The 13,528-nt window shown below is 42.8% G+C and carries 29 protein-coding genes; 11 read left to right on the plus strand and 18 right to left on the minus strand.

The genetic code is table 11. The features are described 5' to 3' along the window. Positions 1–32: 32 nt before the first annotated feature. The 13 genes from JEY82_RS18840 to JEY82_RS18900 form a co-directional block, all read right to left on the minus strand. Positions 33–470 carry a hypothetical protein gene (locus JEY82_RS18840; RefSeq protein ID WP_304088650.1) on the minus strand — a complete coding sequence of 146 codons (438 nt, stop codon included), beginning with the start codon at positions 468–470 and terminating at the stop codon, positions 33–35. A 2-nt stretch (positions 471–472) separates the two neighbouring features. After that, a complete protein-coding gene (locus JEY82_RS18845) occupies positions 473–766 on the minus strand; it encodes a phage holin family protein (RefSeq protein ID WP_304088653.1) in 294 nt (97 codons plus the stop codon). A 4-nt stretch (positions 767–770) separates the two neighbouring features. After that, entirely contained in the window at positions 771–1,010 is a 240-nt protein-coding gene (locus JEY82_RS18850; protein ID WP_304088656.1) for a hypothetical protein, read from the minus strand. A gap of 2 nt (positions 1,011–1,012) precedes the next feature. Next, positions 1,013–1,435 carry a hypothetical protein gene (locus tag JEY82_RS18855; RefSeq protein ID WP_304088658.1) on the minus strand — a complete coding sequence of 141 codons (423 nt, stop codon included), beginning with the start codon at positions 1,433–1,435 and terminating at the stop codon, positions 1,013–1,015. Continuing rightward, positions 1,435–1,602 (minus strand): hypothetical protein, encoded by a 168-nt coding sequence (locus JEY82_RS18860; RefSeq protein ID WP_304088660.1) that lies wholly within the window; start codon positions 1,600–1,602, stop codon positions 1,435–1,437. The genes JEY82_RS18855 and JEY82_RS18860 overlap by 1 nt, the downstream gene beginning before the upstream one ends. A gap of 370 nt (positions 1,603–1,972) precedes the next feature. Beyond that, positions 1,973–2,179 carry a hypothetical protein gene (locus tag JEY82_RS18865; RefSeq protein WP_304088662.1) on the minus strand — a complete coding sequence of 69 codons (207 nt, stop codon included), beginning with the start codon at positions 2,177–2,179 and terminating at the stop codon, positions 1,973–1,975. Continuing rightward, positions 2,176–2,436, minus strand: coding sequence for a type II toxin-antitoxin system MqsA family antitoxin (locus JEY82_RS18870; RefSeq protein ID WP_304088665.1), 261 nt, complete (start codon positions 2,434–2,436; stop codon positions 2,176–2,178). The genes JEY82_RS18865 and JEY82_RS18870 overlap by 4 nt, the downstream gene beginning before the upstream one ends. A 249-nt stretch (positions 2,437–2,685) precedes the next feature. Next, complete coding sequence (locus JEY82_RS18875; protein WP_304088668.1) at positions 2,686–2,877, minus strand: hypothetical protein; 192 nt, start codon at positions 2,875–2,877, stop codon at positions 2,686–2,688. Further along, on the minus strand, positions 2,874–3,350 hold the full coding sequence (locus tag JEY82_RS18880) for a peptidase M15 (protein WP_304088671.1): 477 nt from the start codon (positions 3,348–3,350) through the stop codon (positions 2,874–2,876). The genes JEY82_RS18875 and JEY82_RS18880 overlap by 4 nt, the downstream gene beginning before the upstream one ends. Beyond that, on the minus strand, positions 3,347–3,550 hold the full coding sequence (locus JEY82_RS18885) for a hypothetical protein (protein WP_304088674.1): 204 nt from the start codon (positions 3,548–3,550) through the stop codon (positions 3,347–3,349). The genes JEY82_RS18880 and JEY82_RS18885 overlap by 4 nt, the downstream gene beginning before the upstream one ends. 130 nt (positions 3,551–3,680) lie before the next feature. Then, positions 3,681–4,154, minus strand: a complete 474-nt coding sequence (locus tag JEY82_RS18890; protein WP_304088676.1) for a hypothetical protein — start codon at positions 4,152–4,154, stop codon at positions 3,681–3,683. Further along, positions 4,141–5,079, minus strand: coding sequence for a hypothetical protein (locus JEY82_RS18895; protein ID WP_304088678.1), 939 nt, complete (start codon positions 5,077–5,079; stop codon positions 4,141–4,143). The genes JEY82_RS18890 and JEY82_RS18895 overlap by 14 nt, the downstream gene beginning before the upstream one ends. A 6-nt stretch (positions 5,080–5,085) precedes the next feature. Next, positions 5,086–5,649, minus strand: a complete 564-nt coding sequence (locus JEY82_RS18900; protein ID WP_304088680.1) for a hypothetical protein — start codon at positions 5,647–5,649, stop codon at positions 5,086–5,088. 43 nt (positions 5,650–5,692) lie between these two features. Here JEY82_RS18900 and JEY82_RS18905 point away from each other — a divergent pair, with 43 nt between their 5' ends. Further along, a complete protein-coding gene (locus tag JEY82_RS18905; RefSeq protein WP_304088682.1) occupies positions 5,693–5,929 on the plus strand; it encodes a hypothetical protein in 237 nt (78 codons plus the stop codon). An 84-nt stretch (positions 5,930–6,013) separates the two neighbouring features. Then, the gene (locus tag JEY82_RS18910) at positions 6,014–6,250 is read left to right on the plus strand and encodes a hypothetical protein (protein ID WP_304088685.1); all 237 of its coding nucleotides are present in this window, start codon (positions 6,014–6,016) and stop codon (positions 6,248–6,250) included. Here JEY82_RS18910 and JEY82_RS18915 read toward each other — a convergent pair. From JEY82_RS18915 to JEY82_RS18925, 3 genes are all read right to left on the minus strand, one after another. Continuing rightward, positions 6,225–6,485 carry a hypothetical protein gene (locus JEY82_RS18915; RefSeq protein WP_304088687.1) on the minus strand — a complete coding sequence of 87 codons (261 nt, stop codon included), beginning with the start codon at positions 6,483–6,485 and terminating at the stop codon, positions 6,225–6,227. The two genes, JEY82_RS18910 and JEY82_RS18915, sit on opposite strands and share 26 nt — an antisense overlap. 79 nt (positions 6,486–6,564) lie before the next feature. Further along, a complete protein-coding gene (locus JEY82_RS18920) occupies positions 6,565–7,125 on the minus strand; it encodes a hypothetical protein (protein WP_304088690.1) in 561 nt (186 codons plus the stop codon). A 79-nt stretch (positions 7,126–7,204) separates the two neighbouring features. Then, positions 7,205–7,411, minus strand: a complete 207-nt coding sequence (locus JEY82_RS18925) for a helix-turn-helix transcriptional regulator (RefSeq protein WP_304088693.1) — start codon at positions 7,409–7,411, stop codon at positions 7,205–7,207. Positions 7,412–7,487: 76 nt separating this feature from the next. Here JEY82_RS18925 and JEY82_RS18930 point away from each other — a divergent pair, with 76 nt between their 5' ends. From JEY82_RS18930 to JEY82_RS18950, 5 genes are all read left to right on the plus strand, one after another. Then, on the plus strand, positions 7,488–8,015 hold the full coding sequence (locus JEY82_RS18930; RefSeq protein WP_304088695.1) for a helix-turn-helix transcriptional regulator: 528 nt from the start codon (positions 7,488–7,490) through the stop codon (positions 8,013–8,015). A gap of 157 nt (positions 8,016–8,172) precedes the next feature. Continuing rightward, positions 8,173–8,619: an ImmA/IrrE family metallo-endopeptidase gene (locus tag JEY82_RS18935; protein WP_304088698.1), complete on the plus strand. Its 447-nt coding sequence runs from the start codon at positions 8,173–8,175 to the stop codon at positions 8,617–8,619. After that, entirely contained in the window at positions 8,619–9,056 is a 438-nt protein-coding gene (locus JEY82_RS18940) for a hypothetical protein (protein ID WP_304088701.1), read from the plus strand. The genes JEY82_RS18935 and JEY82_RS18940 overlap by 1 nt, the downstream gene beginning before the upstream one ends. 173 nt (positions 9,057–9,229) lie before the next feature. Beyond that, positions 9,230–9,862 carry a hypothetical protein gene (locus JEY82_RS18945; RefSeq protein WP_304088703.1) on the plus strand — a complete coding sequence of 211 codons (633 nt, stop codon included), beginning with the start codon at positions 9,230–9,232 and terminating at the stop codon, positions 9,860–9,862. A 6-nt stretch (positions 9,863–9,868) separates the two neighbouring features. Further along, positions 9,869–11,047 carry an XRE family transcriptional regulator gene (locus JEY82_RS18950; RefSeq protein ID WP_304088706.1) on the plus strand — a complete coding sequence of 393 codons (1,179 nt, stop codon included), beginning with the start codon at positions 9,869–9,871 and terminating at the stop codon, positions 11,045–11,047. Positions 11,048–11,107: 60 nt separating this feature from the next. Here the strand turns inward: JEY82_RS18950 and JEY82_RS18955 are convergent, their stop codons facing one another. Further along, complete coding sequence (locus tag JEY82_RS18955; RefSeq protein WP_304088709.1) at positions 11,108–11,479, minus strand: hypothetical protein; 372 nt, start codon at positions 11,477–11,479, stop codon at positions 11,108–11,110. A gap of 31 nt (positions 11,480–11,510) precedes the next feature. Continuing rightward, complete coding sequence (locus JEY82_RS18960; protein WP_304088712.1) at positions 11,511–12,071, minus strand: hypothetical protein; 561 nt, start codon at positions 12,069–12,071, stop codon at positions 11,511–11,513. A gap of 427 nt (positions 12,072–12,498) precedes the next feature. On the opposite strand from JEY82_RS18960, the gene JEY82_RS18965 reads away from it, so the two are divergent. From JEY82_RS18965 to JEY82_RS18980, 4 genes are all read left to right on the plus strand, one after another. After that, positions 12,499–12,966: a hypothetical protein gene (locus JEY82_RS18965; protein WP_304088714.1), complete on the plus strand. Its 468-nt coding sequence runs from the start codon at positions 12,499–12,501 to the stop codon at positions 12,964–12,966. Further along, entirely contained in the window at positions 12,950–13,147 is a 198-nt protein-coding gene (locus tag JEY82_RS18970) for a hypothetical protein (RefSeq protein WP_304088717.1), read from the plus strand. The genes JEY82_RS18965 and JEY82_RS18970 overlap by 17 nt, the downstream gene beginning before the upstream one ends. Next, positions 13,134–13,346, plus strand: a complete 213-nt coding sequence (locus tag JEY82_RS18975) for a hypothetical protein (protein WP_304088720.1) — start codon at positions 13,134–13,136, stop codon at positions 13,344–13,346. Before JEY82_RS18970 ends, JEY82_RS18975 begins: the two co-directional genes overlap by 14 nt. After that, positions 13,339–13,528: hypothetical protein (locus JEY82_RS18980; protein WP_304088723.1), on the plus strand; the 190-nt coding region annotated here is incomplete at its 3' end. The genes JEY82_RS18975 and JEY82_RS18980, both read left to right, overlap by 8 nt.

The following is a 13,528-nucleotide window of genomic DNA, read 5'->3' on the forward strand; positions in this document are numbered from 1 at the left end:
GCCTCGGATGCAGGTTAAAAGAAAGGTCCATGTCACTCATTGTTGCTACTCGTAACGATTGTTAGGGTTGGAGGTTTAATCTCTTTAACTGTGTGATCACGCTTCTCAGCGGCATACAAACCCTTAACTTTCAAAGCCATGTCGAGAGCCTTCATCTGGATACCCAAGGCATTAAACCTTTCAGACTTAACGATCTTACCTTCGTACTGAAAGACTTTGATTTCCTTAGCGTCCAACATCTCCGCTAACTTCATTTTCAAACGGCATTCCGAAAGCCCGACTTCGTCCATCCACTTAATAATCTGAGACTCGCGCCTCCGTTTATTGAGGTAGCCCTGCCTCTTAAAATTATCGTCTTTGCAATTATATCCGGCAGCTCGTGCAGACTCAGCAGCGTTCAAAAAAGTATCAGATCCTTGGTCAAGATAGAGCTGAAGCCAGATGTCGAGTTTTGAAACCTTGGGGGCCATAACTATTCCCCCTTAGCAACTTTACAAACCCGACTAGATAAAACCTTCAGCAGATCACCCGAGGCGAACCCGCTTACACCTACAATTCCAGCCCTTACAGCATCCGAAACAGCCAAATCAGATATCAACAGATGTACGCACATTCCGGTGAACCCTGATGTGAGTGTTCCAATTGCTAAAGACTTCCAAGAACAACGATCCGTACGCTGGAGGGATCGGACAATCCCCCCAAGCGTAGAAATGAGTATTGGTATGGACAGTTTCGCCCAGAATTCGGCTTGAGTTAAACGGTCCACTTAATTACTCCACAGTCAGATCAGGCAAAACTTCAATTCCGTCAGCCATCTTCTTTAAAGTTGGCAATTCGTGACACTCATAACCACCATCACAAAGCTTAAGCCCGAGGTTCACAGCAAGCCCAAGAAACGGGAGAAGCGGCCCTGTTAGACCTGCGAAACCCGCGATGGCAGTAACAGCTCCGGCGACCATTTCAGCGGTATCGTCATTGACTTCAATGTTTTCAAATTCGGTGAAATCCATAACTATTCTTCTCCCTGTTCAAGCTTCGCCCAGAGCTCCATAGCTTCACGCAAAATATCCGCAGCAATTAGCTTCTGCTGTCTGTATTTGAGTTCAGCCTTCGCAGAGTCGTCAGCGGAAGCAGTCTTCCAAGACTCAGCAGCACGAGCAGTTAGAACAATTGCTGGCTTTGCAAGATTCATTGCTCTTACGAAATCAGCGGCAATAACCTTTTGATCAGAAGTAAGAGTGGATTTAATCTCGTTGTACTGCTGGTAAGTGGCGTTGTAGGACTCCATGATTATGATGGAGTATTCAACGGCCTGATCTTCCGCCGGCAAGTCAGAGAGCTTCTTAAACGCACAACCGGAAGACAAAGAGCCAACAACCATCAGCAGTACAAAAAGTGCTGGAGCCATTGGGCATAAGATTAGATATTTACGCATCACTTACCGCCTTTGTTTTTTGCCTTTCCGAAATTCGCGCCAATAAAGTTCACGACATTCCAGATTCGTTTAAGTGTTGGACTCTTAGGTTCAGGCCACATAGCCGCAGCCACGGCGCATACGGCAATCGCTGTACTGATAACCTCAGTGTAATTAGTTTCTGCCATCGTTCCTCCGGTAGATCAGAGGATGAACGCCCCGCTCCCACCACTTTCCAAACCACGCAACAAAACCTCGCCCAAATCCCCACGAATGGAGTCTTGAGCAGAGGTTTAACGAATTCAGATTATGCTGGAGGATGGACCGCATGTTATCCCCGCGTTAAGTTTATCCAAGTGCCCGCGCTGATCGTTGAGTCGGAACGGAGAGCCGGAGCTTTCCAGAGCGGAAACAGAGGAGGCTTACGGGCCTTGGATTAGTAGCGAGGAGTGTAACATGGGGTTTTGGAGTGAAGTTGATAGCGGGTCGTAGCGGGTCGTAGCGGGTCGTACAAGGGGGATTGACAGGGTTTTTAAAAACAAGAAAAAAGGCCTCAACTCACGCTGAAACCTTTTCATTTTTATTCGTCTTCTTCACCAACCAACTATTGAGCTGGTGGTAATCTGCTCCGTACCTCTTTTCACTGCAATGATGAATTGGTGCGCCCTCATCAAACCAACTCTTAACAGTGTCCACGGAGCATTTAAACACACGGGCTATTTCATTCAGGCTGGTTAGTTGTAACGGGGAGATTGCTTGATTCATTTTCTTTTCCTTCCCGCGAGACACTCTACAGTCCCAGAAGAGATAAGAAGACCATTAACTTTGCTCTTAAACTTGAGTAACTCTTCATACATATGCTTATTGTCGTCCATCATTTCGAAAGAATCTCCACAGGTGTCACATTTCCTAAGCAGAATATTATCTATTGTTAAAGAATTCCCTTTGTATTCATAATCTTTCGATGTCAAACTTTCAAGAATCTGGCCTTTGCCACATAGTGGACACTTGTAGCCGTTCATATCACCAATTCCTCTTCAACATTGCCCAAGTTTCCCGAAGGTCAAGTTTTTCCGTGGAAGCGATCTGCCAGCCAAACAATTGGATTCCTGCATAGTACACAAGAAATATAACCATATTTAGTACAAGTCCTAGCGGATGCTGGAAGATCCTATATCCGACAGGCATAAGCATATTGTTAGACCATACCATCAATAGAGGCCCTCCGATTACCCAAACACACGCAAACAAAATTGCTCTAATCATTTGCATTACTCCGCCGTATAAAGGTCAAAGATAGAATCCCACTCATAGCCACGAATCAGATGTAATGTATCCTCATTACCCATAAGCCACACAGCCCCGCCGTTCAACACACGCTCTACACCCCTGCTATATTTTGGAGGCTTGTAGTCGGGATCGGTAGGCCATGGCCATATACGCCAATGATCTTTATTATTCATCCCCCCACCACCCGAACCCCATATTTCAAATCATCCCAGTTCCCAGTATCGAAATGAAACCAGCTCATACCGGGGAATTCCTCAATCCGCCGGATATAACGATACCGCAGCGGTAAGCTATCTCTATTCACCTTAGGCTCCATACAGCCAACCCTACGCATATCAGCCCGTACCTCATCAGCCGTAACGTTCTTAAACTTGCAATCGAACGCCCTTCCGAACTTATGCTGACTAAGCTCCGATCCTTCTTCGCAATCAAATGGACGCAAGCCGGAATACTTAAATGGTCCACCCCACAGCCAGTCATTGACGGTGATCGGGCCATAAGTTTCTCTCAACCAGTCGAGAGTTATTAACGCTCTCTGATCGAAGGCCATCCACATAAGTTCCCCACGGTGCTTATGAGCTTCGTAGAATTCAGGATAGACTAGCTCTTCGATTCGGAAATGGTTTGGTTTGTAGATTCCTGTCATTTTCCTTCCTCCAATTTTTCCACCCGAGCCCGAAGCTCTTCAACTTCGTCCTTGAGTGAGCAGTTCTGTTCTTGCGCCTTTGCCGCTTCTAAAAAATCCTTAGTGACACGCTCAGTCGTTTCTAGCTGCGCTTTGGTTGGAGGGCTTAAAAGAAGCCAGAAAAAAAATGCCATGAGCCCACAAAAGGCTATATCTTTCACTTTACGCCACCTCCAACAAACCAGACTCAGGAACGATTGGGATTGTGAAACGGATTACATTGTCTTGTTTCTTCACCTGATATTTCTCCTAAATTTGAAATTCTCACAGTCTATCAAAGTCTAGCGAAGCCTAAGCCGCCTCTTTGACGTAAGCAGGATTGGTAATTATATATCCTGCGGCCTCAAGCCCTTCTCTGGTTGCTTTAGGAATTGCCCCTTCTCCGCCGCCACAGTGCCCACAACGGAAGACATACGGATTCGGAGTCACAAGCTTAGAACCGAACGGAATACCTTTCGCCCAAATATATCCGTCATGACAATTCGGACAGCCGCCCTTAGCTCCACTCTCTTGTTCAGCTCTAAGCCTGTCAGGATTGCGAGACTTCCATTCGTACCAGCCGTTAAGAATGGCCTTTGATAAATTGCGTGGCAAAGTATCAAGGTCTTCAATGCGTGACTGAATAAGCTTTAAAGCTTCTGCCGGAACATGCTCAACCTTCTCAAAAGTCCGATTGTACGCAGCAAGCTTAATCTTCGTTCCTGAATCAATCCCGAACGTGCTGTGAATATCCGTCCAGAACCTTGCAAAATCATTGTCTGTCATTTTCGCCTCTCTGTTCTTTATTCCTCAAAGCTCGAGCTTGAGCTATGAAGTCAGCCGTGTTCGTTATTCCACTGCCGTTCTCAGGTTTCTTATACGGCTCGTCGTTCCAGCCTTTGCCTCTTAGCCACTTTGCAAACTTTGGAGTAAACCCGCCCTTCCACCCGTCATCTTCTTGGGCCATGAGAATAATTCTATCTCTGATCGCAAACGAATCTTCGAGCGTTCCATTGTTTTCAAGCCGACACCATTCCTGCCAAGCGTCTTCTTCACCCTGCTGAATTGGGTAAACTTGGAAACAGGCCATGAAGCCTTGACGAGATGGATTTGATTTCGATGGGCAGTCGGTTTTCTTCGGACCACTCGAATTTCCCGCATTTGGATCTGGATTTTCAGAACGTTCAAAAGGCTCTTCAAACTCTCTCTCTTCATCACCATTTTCCGGGCAAATATTATTAATAAGTTTATTAGTATTTTTATTAATATTATTAGCAGATGCAGATGCAGAAGAAGAAGAGGAAGGGGACTTTTTCGGGACACCACTTGGGACACCCTGTCCAGAACGCTGTTTTCTCTTCTTTAACTTCTCGTTATACTTGACTTTCCACTCTCGGTGCATTCTTCGGGACACGAGTAGGACATTTTGGGGACAATCGGGGACATTGAGGGGACAAAAAAGGGACACGTTACATAAATCTACACGCTCGGCTTCCTGTAAAAAGCGATTAATTTCTGCTTCACTGGCTCCGCACATCCGGGCTAATTCAGGTACTTCGACCTGGAGTTTTCCCTGCTCTTCTTCCAGCCACATATAAGCAAGAATATCTATCCATATGCCGCGAGAAGCAGGACACAGGCGACGGACTTCCGGTTCAGAAAGCCAGTCACGAACATAGAACTGGAATGCAGGAGCTTTGTTTTTTGCCATGGTCAGCTACCGCCCAAAAGGCCAGAGTTTACGCCAGAATGACGGCTTAGGAGCTGAACCAATCGAAAACCGGATAATACCATCCTTCTCTATGTATTCCTTCTCATAATGAGCCAGAAAGCTTACCAGCCCCTTTTTAACGTCGCCAAGGTATTCAACGATTACTAGAGGATGTTCTTGTCTGTGAGCGGCTTGCTGGAGAGCTGAAAGAGCTGTGTATATTTCTAGGAATTCAGCATGAAGAGATTCGTGAACAGGAACGCCATTTTTAATATCTACGACCTTGAGTCCGATATCTTTAGCCATAAGGTTTAAGGTTATTTTAGCAACGGTTCTGCCTTCTACTTCTCCTGCTTCAGCTACTTCACGAAGCATATGACTAACTTGGTCAATTGGATTCCTGGAAGCATCCTCATAAATCGCAGGGTCTTTTGAGTACCGATAGATTTGAACCTTTTCGACGTGGAAAATGCGGTACAATCCTGTAATTGATAGGAGGTTTCTTGCGTAAGTGAAAATCTCCCAAGACTTGGACGGGAGCTCTTTCGCAGACGTTATTTCTGGACTCATTTTATCCTCGTATCTTGTTTAAAGTTTAAGTTATCTCACAATCATGGACCGCAATCCAAATATTCCAAAAGCCTCAGCAAGAGTTCACCTGAGCCGTAAAAATGGTCGGGGAACTTTGCTGACGGTGACAATCATCCATCAAGGAAAAGTTAACTGGCATCGGGAAAAAGTTAGTCCCGGATTTTCTCTTGCTCAGTCTTATGACGATGCAATTTTACACGCTGCTAAACGTCTGGAAATTTCTTCAATATCTAGTCAGTTACCGTTGCCGTTTATTTGAAAATGTACTTTAGAGTTTCCTTCTGATATCGGATCTAAGAACAACCAATTCTTTTAATCTTTAACCAGAAGGAGAACTCAAAAAATGAATAAAAATTATAGCCCTGACCTTGCGGGAATCGCTCAAGCTTTTGCATATGGAGCAGATAAAATCACATCTTCAAACATCATGTTAGCCGCAATACAACTTGCAGGAGATGAATCACCGACTCAGGAACACATTGACCAAGCTCACAAGATTTTTAAAATGGCCTTTGCAAAATCTGAAACCCAACTAGCCGCAAATAGAAAGAATTCTAAGGGGAAGCTTCAGCATAAATAACTTTAATATCGCCAGTCTCAATAGGGCTGGCGATATCTAAAACCTCTACTATGCTGCTGAGTATTCTAGCAGTCATTCTGGATTCGCCAATAGTCAGACCTTCAAGTTTCATGGACAGCTCACAGGCAAGAGCCACCAGCTTTTTATCTTCATCGCTGTCAGAAGTGAGAATGTTTTCCAGATCCTCATCATAAATCTTTAATTCTTTGCCGTTCTTAGTGATTGTCAGAGACATTACTTTTCTCCATTGTTAAAGGTTGCAGAAAATTACCACCACAGCAGTGGCGTTCGTGTTGGAAATTTTGGGCGCGGCATTAGGCGGCCTTGTCTGATTTAGCTGGACGCTTGTCTCCGTAGAGGTAGGGCCAAAGCTTTTCTTGATACGAAGTTAAGATCCCGCTTTCTCCAGAGATAAAAGAGTGGAGGTCAGAAACCGGAATTTGCGAATCTATCGCTAGATCTTCTACGTCACATTCTGCTTCAAGAAAAAAGTTCGAAAGCCTTCTTCTTAGATGAGGGGTATCTGGGAAGCACTCAAGTCTAAAAAGTTCAAAACCAGATTCGAAGTCAGTGTTTAAAACTTCACTATAATGATTGGAAAAAGTTTCTTTACCCCACTCTGAAACTTCCAAAACAAGACAAATTAATCTTATGTCTCGGAGGACCTCTCTTTTCCTGGAAAAAGGGATTGCAGCCAAAAGAGGTAGGAGAAGAGGTTGGTCTTTTGACAGAGCTTTAAGTGCAGGAAGCGATCTCTCAATTGCGTTCCGTATGCTCGAATCATTAGAATAATTAGTATCGTTTATAAAATCATGTAAAAACCTTAGAGCCTTAGTTGAATCGGTATCAGAAAAAGCAAGATGATCAAGAGGCATAACTTTTCTCCTTCGTTAAAGGTTGTGGAAAATTACCACCACAGCAGTGGCGTTCGTTTGGGAAATTTGGGGTTAGGCATTAAGCGGCCTTGTCGGAATACAAATCCGGACGCAGGTCTTTCAAAGGTATCCCTAGATGGATGTGGTAAAGAAGAGCTGATTCGCCAGAGATTGCTTGCAAACCTCGGCAATGCCTAAATACTCCAGGCTTACTTAACCCGACAGCTTTTGCGAGCATTTCAAAAGTCAGGCCTTTTTCAGTTCGGTATCTTTCTAATCTGTTCATGTCGCTATGTTACCGCACAGGAACATTCAAAGTCAACATGCTTGTTCCTCCAAAGAAACCTTTCGTGAGATACAAAATGAACATGAGTACAAAAGCATACGATAAAGAAGCTGCCCATGGCTGGGATATGGTTCTAAAAAAACTTGATGAGCTAAGATCGTCAGGAAAAACATTAGAAGAGATAGGCCGTGGACTAGGTGTTGCAAAAGCGACAACCTCTCGCTGGCTATCTAGAGCACAAGGAGGAGAAAGAAACTCTTTCGGAGAAATGGTTAGGTATGCAAAAAAATTAGGAATCTCTTCTCAAGAAATGTTCGGAGAGATCCCTGAAAAAATGAATTCATTTGATAAAAAGATCGCCCAAGAACTCTCTGAAAATATCACACATTCCGAGACTACCCCTGTCCAAATATCTATAAATACAGGCATAAGCAACGGAAGGCTTGAATCTATTCTTTCAGGAACCATAAAGCCAGACCTCTATGAATTTCACGCTATCTGCAAAGAAATAAGCATCAACCCGACTATTCTTTTAAATAAAGCAGCCGCCGAGTTAGAATCTGAAAACAACGCTGACACTCAGCAAACCCGCAAGTCTGCCTAAAGATAATATATTCGTCCGGTAGACCTATTCGGCAAAAGAGTGAAAAAGATTATAATAATAAAAGTAGCAACCTAAGAATCACTCAATAAACTTGCATTTACGCCATATATGTATATATGTAGATTGATAGCCACTAAATACACACAAAGGATAAATCATGACACCGGAAGAGTTAGCACACTCATACCTCTTAAGTTTTTGGGATGGTATGCTCCCGGTAAACCCAATTCGAATTGCCAATGCTTTAAGCATACAGGTTTTTCAAGACGAAAACCTGCAAAGCTGCAATAGATCTGGGGAATATCGTCCGGGTGTAATTTCATTTAATCCACACCATCATAAGAACAGGATTAGGTTTACTGTTGCCCATGAGTTAGGCCACCATGCCTTTAACCACGGGCCAGCAGCACGTGAAGACCATTCTTTCTCTTACAGTTATAAAGAACAGCAAGCTAACGAATTTGCAGCAGCTTTAATCATGCCTCACGAAGCAATCACAAGACTGTTAACAGAAGGAATCACTTCATTTTCTGAACTTTCAGAAAGATTTGGAGTTTCACCACGTGCTATGGAAATTAGACTTGAAAGACTAGGCTATTTATAATGACTAAAGGCAACGAGACAAATACCACACCCGCAACTCAAATTGGTAGTGATTACTCCGAAATATTAGATAACCCAGACAAGGACCTCCAAACTAAAAGAGACAAAGGTTTATTGGATGATAAACTTGCACATGCTTCCCAAAACTTAAGACACAAAAATTATCTCTTTATATTTGTAATGGGTATTATTTGTCTTAACTATTCGGCAATACTTTACCTTTTCCTCTGCCCGTGGGGGCAGGGCCTTCTTCTCAGTCTTTGTAAAGAAACCCCATTCGCATTGGGCCTCCCCCTTGCTTTCTTAACGGCATCAACTGTTTTTCTTGTCTTTTTTGTTATTGCGGTTTTTGGAAAAGACAAAAAAGAGACCACTACAACTGAGATCACTAAAATAGGCTCTTCCATAGCAGAGATTGTTGCAAAAACGCTAAAATAGTCAATCTCCCCCACTAGATTAGACACTCCTTCACCCCGCTCCGGCGGGGTTTCTTTTTGCTTCAAAAGGCAAAACAACCCACAAAAGTTGACAAGACAAAAAACAATCGCTATAAAAATTGACAGAACGAAGGCAATATTGCCATTTAACGATTTCCATAAGAGGGTATAAATTTGAATGATACTTTTATTACACTGTCAGAGCTCCTTGCTAAAGACCTTCCTGAGCTCATGATTAAATCTATTCCCGGCCAAATCAAAACGGCCTACAAAAAAGCACACGAATCTGCAAAAAAACCCGTCCCCGATTTATATTACGAATCTCTCAACACAGAACAAGGTCTCTGGGCGCAATGTATTCTAAAAGAACTAGCGGAAAAGTATTGCGGAAGCGGACTTTCACCAAGACTTCAACCCAATACAAAAAAGAGATCTCATCTTGAAATTGAAACAGATAGAATATTAATGACATCTCATAGAGTTCGATCTGCGGGCGCATTTACACGAGATGCTCTTTATCGAGAGTCAAATGCAACGTTTAACCACCTATGGCTTGACGGAATTGACGAACCCCATGCCCCAGAAAACTCAAAATGTAATATATATATACTTCACGGACCAGATCAAGAAGACCGCGCCAAACTTGGCTTTGTCCAACTTGCTGTTCCTGACCCTAGACAAAAGCGATATCTATCTATTAAGAACCTCTACTCTAGCGAAGTTGTCATACGAGCAGAAGTTGAAGAAAATATTCCTGAACCACTTATTAGGCTTAAATCAAAAAAATCAAAAACCCAAAGAAGCTAATTTCATATGACTGATAAGATCACTTCCATATCACAATTCAATGGCGCCATGCTTGTTGAAGCACGGACAGCTCGTGGTCTGTCTCAATCACAATTAGCTGAAATTTCCGGCGTTACCAAACAATCAATTTCTAACTACGAAAACAACAAGCAAGCCCCAAGAGCAACTGCTCTAGATAAGCTATCTGGCTGCTTAAATATTCCACTAGCCTTCTTATATACTGAAAATGCTTTAATTGAGAACGCTCCTATATACTTCAGGTCGCTTGCAAGCTTACACAAGAAAGAACGAAATAGAGCGCAAATAAAATTAAGCTGGTTAGCAAGATTGCTTGACTGTTATGATGAATACTTGGAGCTTCCTGCCCCAAATATTCCAGAAGAATTAGATATTAGCTCACGATATCAATTAGTCTCAGATGAAGAAATTGAAGAAATAGCCTTGTCTTGTCGCAGAGCTTTTAATATCGGCGATGGACCAATTTCAAATATGACTATGTTGATGGAAAACAATGGAGTTATTGTTGTTGAAATGCCCCTTGAAGTGAAAGCTGAGGACGCTTTTTCTAGGTGGGTTTTAAACTCACAAATTCCAGCAGCTGTGTTGGTTTCAACCAAGCCGAGTGCATGCAGGGATAGATTCAGTCTTGCACATGAGTTGGGACACCTTGTCATGCATAGAAAAGTTCATCCAACAAATGAGAACCTGAAAGAAATTGAAAAACAAGCTAACCGCTTCGCATCATCCTTTCTACTTCCTGCTCATTCTTATGTTAGAGATTTTGGCTATCCTTCTTTAGATGTCTTCAAGCTTTTAAAAGAGAAATGGAAAGTCTCCATTCAAGCTCAAATTATACGGTGTTGGCAACTTGGATTAATTTCAGATGATTCTAAAAGGAATTTCTTTATTAATATATCCAAGCGTAAATGGAGACTAAAAGAACCTCTTGATGACATAATCCCTGTTGAGCACCCTAAAATACTTAGAGAATCAACAAAACTATTATGCACAGAAGGCGGATTAACGTTTGATGAAATATCTTACAAAACACAATTGTCACCTGACGATATTGCACAACTAACCTGTGTACCGAAAGAAACAATTCCTCTTCAAGTCCAAAAACCAAAACTAAAAACAGTTAAGCCACAAAATAAGGTCATAAACTTCCCTAAGCATAAGACTTAACACATATTTTTAATGCTCCCCCTAAGCCTGAGATTGAACATCTCAGGCTTTTTTTTGCGCCTAAGGCTTAATTTCCCAAGTATCAATAGGTAATTTATAATACTCAATCACACTATTCAGCCGAATCCAATATTTACGATCTGAAGGTTTTTCAAGGATCAAACCTATCCCAGCCTTCTTCCCAGTCTGTAACGAATAATACAGAGCCTGCCCTACCGACTCAGCCCACTTTCTGCCGAAGTCTAACTCAATAGCGTGACTGTCTGTTAAGCAATCCACTCTAGTTCTGTCTGGAAGTTGATGCTCTTTAACGTCTTTACCTTTACACCATCGCTCCTGATACCAGGATTCTTTGTGAAGATTTTTGGCGTGTGCTGGATAGATTATAATAAAAAATAAACACTGTGTTACAATAACCAAATAAACTCGCATAGTATTTCCAACAAAAAATAAGTACATGGTTTTACCGCGGTACAACCCCTGTGACGTCTCCGCGCTTGTCAAATGTATATACACTGCCTTTAATTTTATGATCATCTCCTGTGTTCTTTGTCACGACATTGTTAGTCCCTAAGGATAGCCTTATTTTGTTATTGTAATAAAAAGCTATTGATGGATCTCTGTTCGTCACTTCAATATCAAGGCGTGAATCGTCATCTTCATCCCAAAAAGATATAACACCAGAATGATTGGAAGAGGCTATACGCATACGCTTTTTAATGCCAAAAGTGTCGCTGTCAGGAACTCCTAACTCAATAGTTGCTCCATTCGCGTTGTTGGCAAAAATAGCGCCCACTATATTATATCTGCTATTGATTACATCAAACGACTCTGATGAAATATTTCTTGTTATAACTTCATTAGCAAAAAGAACATCAATGGTAGCATTTTGTAGCTTTGGGACTGAATTAGCATAACTTGTACCTGTACAAAGCTGAACTACCCCTCCTCCGACGAGACCCCCTAAAAAAGAACAGAATGCAATTAAAGTAATAATACCAAACTTGTTAAGCTGTATTGACATAAATCCCTCCTACTTCGTATTAATTTTAACCACCCCCGGTTCAAGGCTGAAGCCTAAATTTCCTCAGCACTCTCACGGTATTGCCCTAGTACAAAGCCACGCTCCTTCACATTATCATCCATTCACGCTTATTCGATATATACCCTACTTTGAAAAAAGTTACCGCACAGAGACTTTCTTCTTGACCTTCTTTGTTCCTGTGCGGTAACTTACATTCAACACAGCGAAACAAAGCCGAATCATCCTCGCTACGGCAGGACAGTACGCAGAAGGTCACAGTGTTACCGCCAGATACCCGCAACAGTAAGTTAGTAGGCTACGGAGCCGAAGCCACACCACGGGACGGTAGAAGGCAAGTTACTAAGTTCTTTGAAAATTAAATTTTGAGTGGAGAAGCACAATTAAATCGTAGGTGTGCTGGGGGTTGATGGCCCCATTGCAGATAGGCCCAAAAGAGCCTCTATCGCAGCATCATAAAATAACGCTTATGCAACCTGCCGGGATTACGTCCGGCCTCCGCTCACAACATTTCTCAGCTCACTTAAAACAACAATTAGTAAGGTTGGTTCTTTCTGAGCTGGAAAACCTCTCGAAGTCTGTGAAGGTCAAAACCTCCTTAATAGTAGACCTCACCCCTGTTACTTGGGTTCGGCGGGAACTCCCCTCCCGCCACCCTTACGGGCTTCGAGAAACAACTAATGCCGGACATTGTGTCCAAATGGGGGCCGGGGTTTTACTTTATTTACCCGGCTCCCAATCTTTAACCGCAACAAACGAGGATCGTATGAAATTAGCATTCAAGGCAATGGTTTCGATAATGATGCTTGCTGAACTACTGATCCTCGGAATTATGATCGGGGCTGTGGCGGGAGGGTTAAATGGCCAAACTTTCTAAAACATACCTTTTCGAAGAAATGACTAAAGCAGTTCAGAAAAACGAGAACTTAATATCCTTCGAGAACTGGAAAGAGGCAAAACGACTCACTAAAAGAGTGGCCGTCTATCACCTTTCACAAGCCGGAGCCAAATACGCCGGAAACGTCGAAGGACCACGGAGGAATCATGGACTTTCTTGAGCTAAATGAAAAATCCTTCGATTTAATGAGGGCCGGTGAATCCGTAAAAGCCATTGCAGACCTGATTGAAAAAGACGGAGATAAACGCAGGTCTAAGGCGCTGAAAGTCTTAGCAAACAGCATCTTTAAAAAGTCTGAAGCCATCTATCGGTATGCCTTGAAAGAAGGTCTCGCAGAAGGAGAAAGAAGTCATGGATAACCTAATGACTTGTTCCAACCTTCGCCGGGACGATTGTACCGGAGAAATTCTCTTTAGAGGGCGCTGGTACTCCGAAGAGGAATATTTTGAACTCCAGAACGACAGGGAACGCGACGAACATGAGCGCGACTGCGAAGTTGAAGCCCGAACCGAAGACAAAGAAATGGAGGAATCATGGGCAG

This window comes from Maridesulfovibrio ferrireducens (assembly GCF_016342405.1).
Lineage (GTDB): Bacteria > Desulfobacterota > Desulfovibrionia > Desulfovibrionales > Desulfovibrionaceae > Maridesulfovibrio > Maridesulfovibrio ferrireducens_A.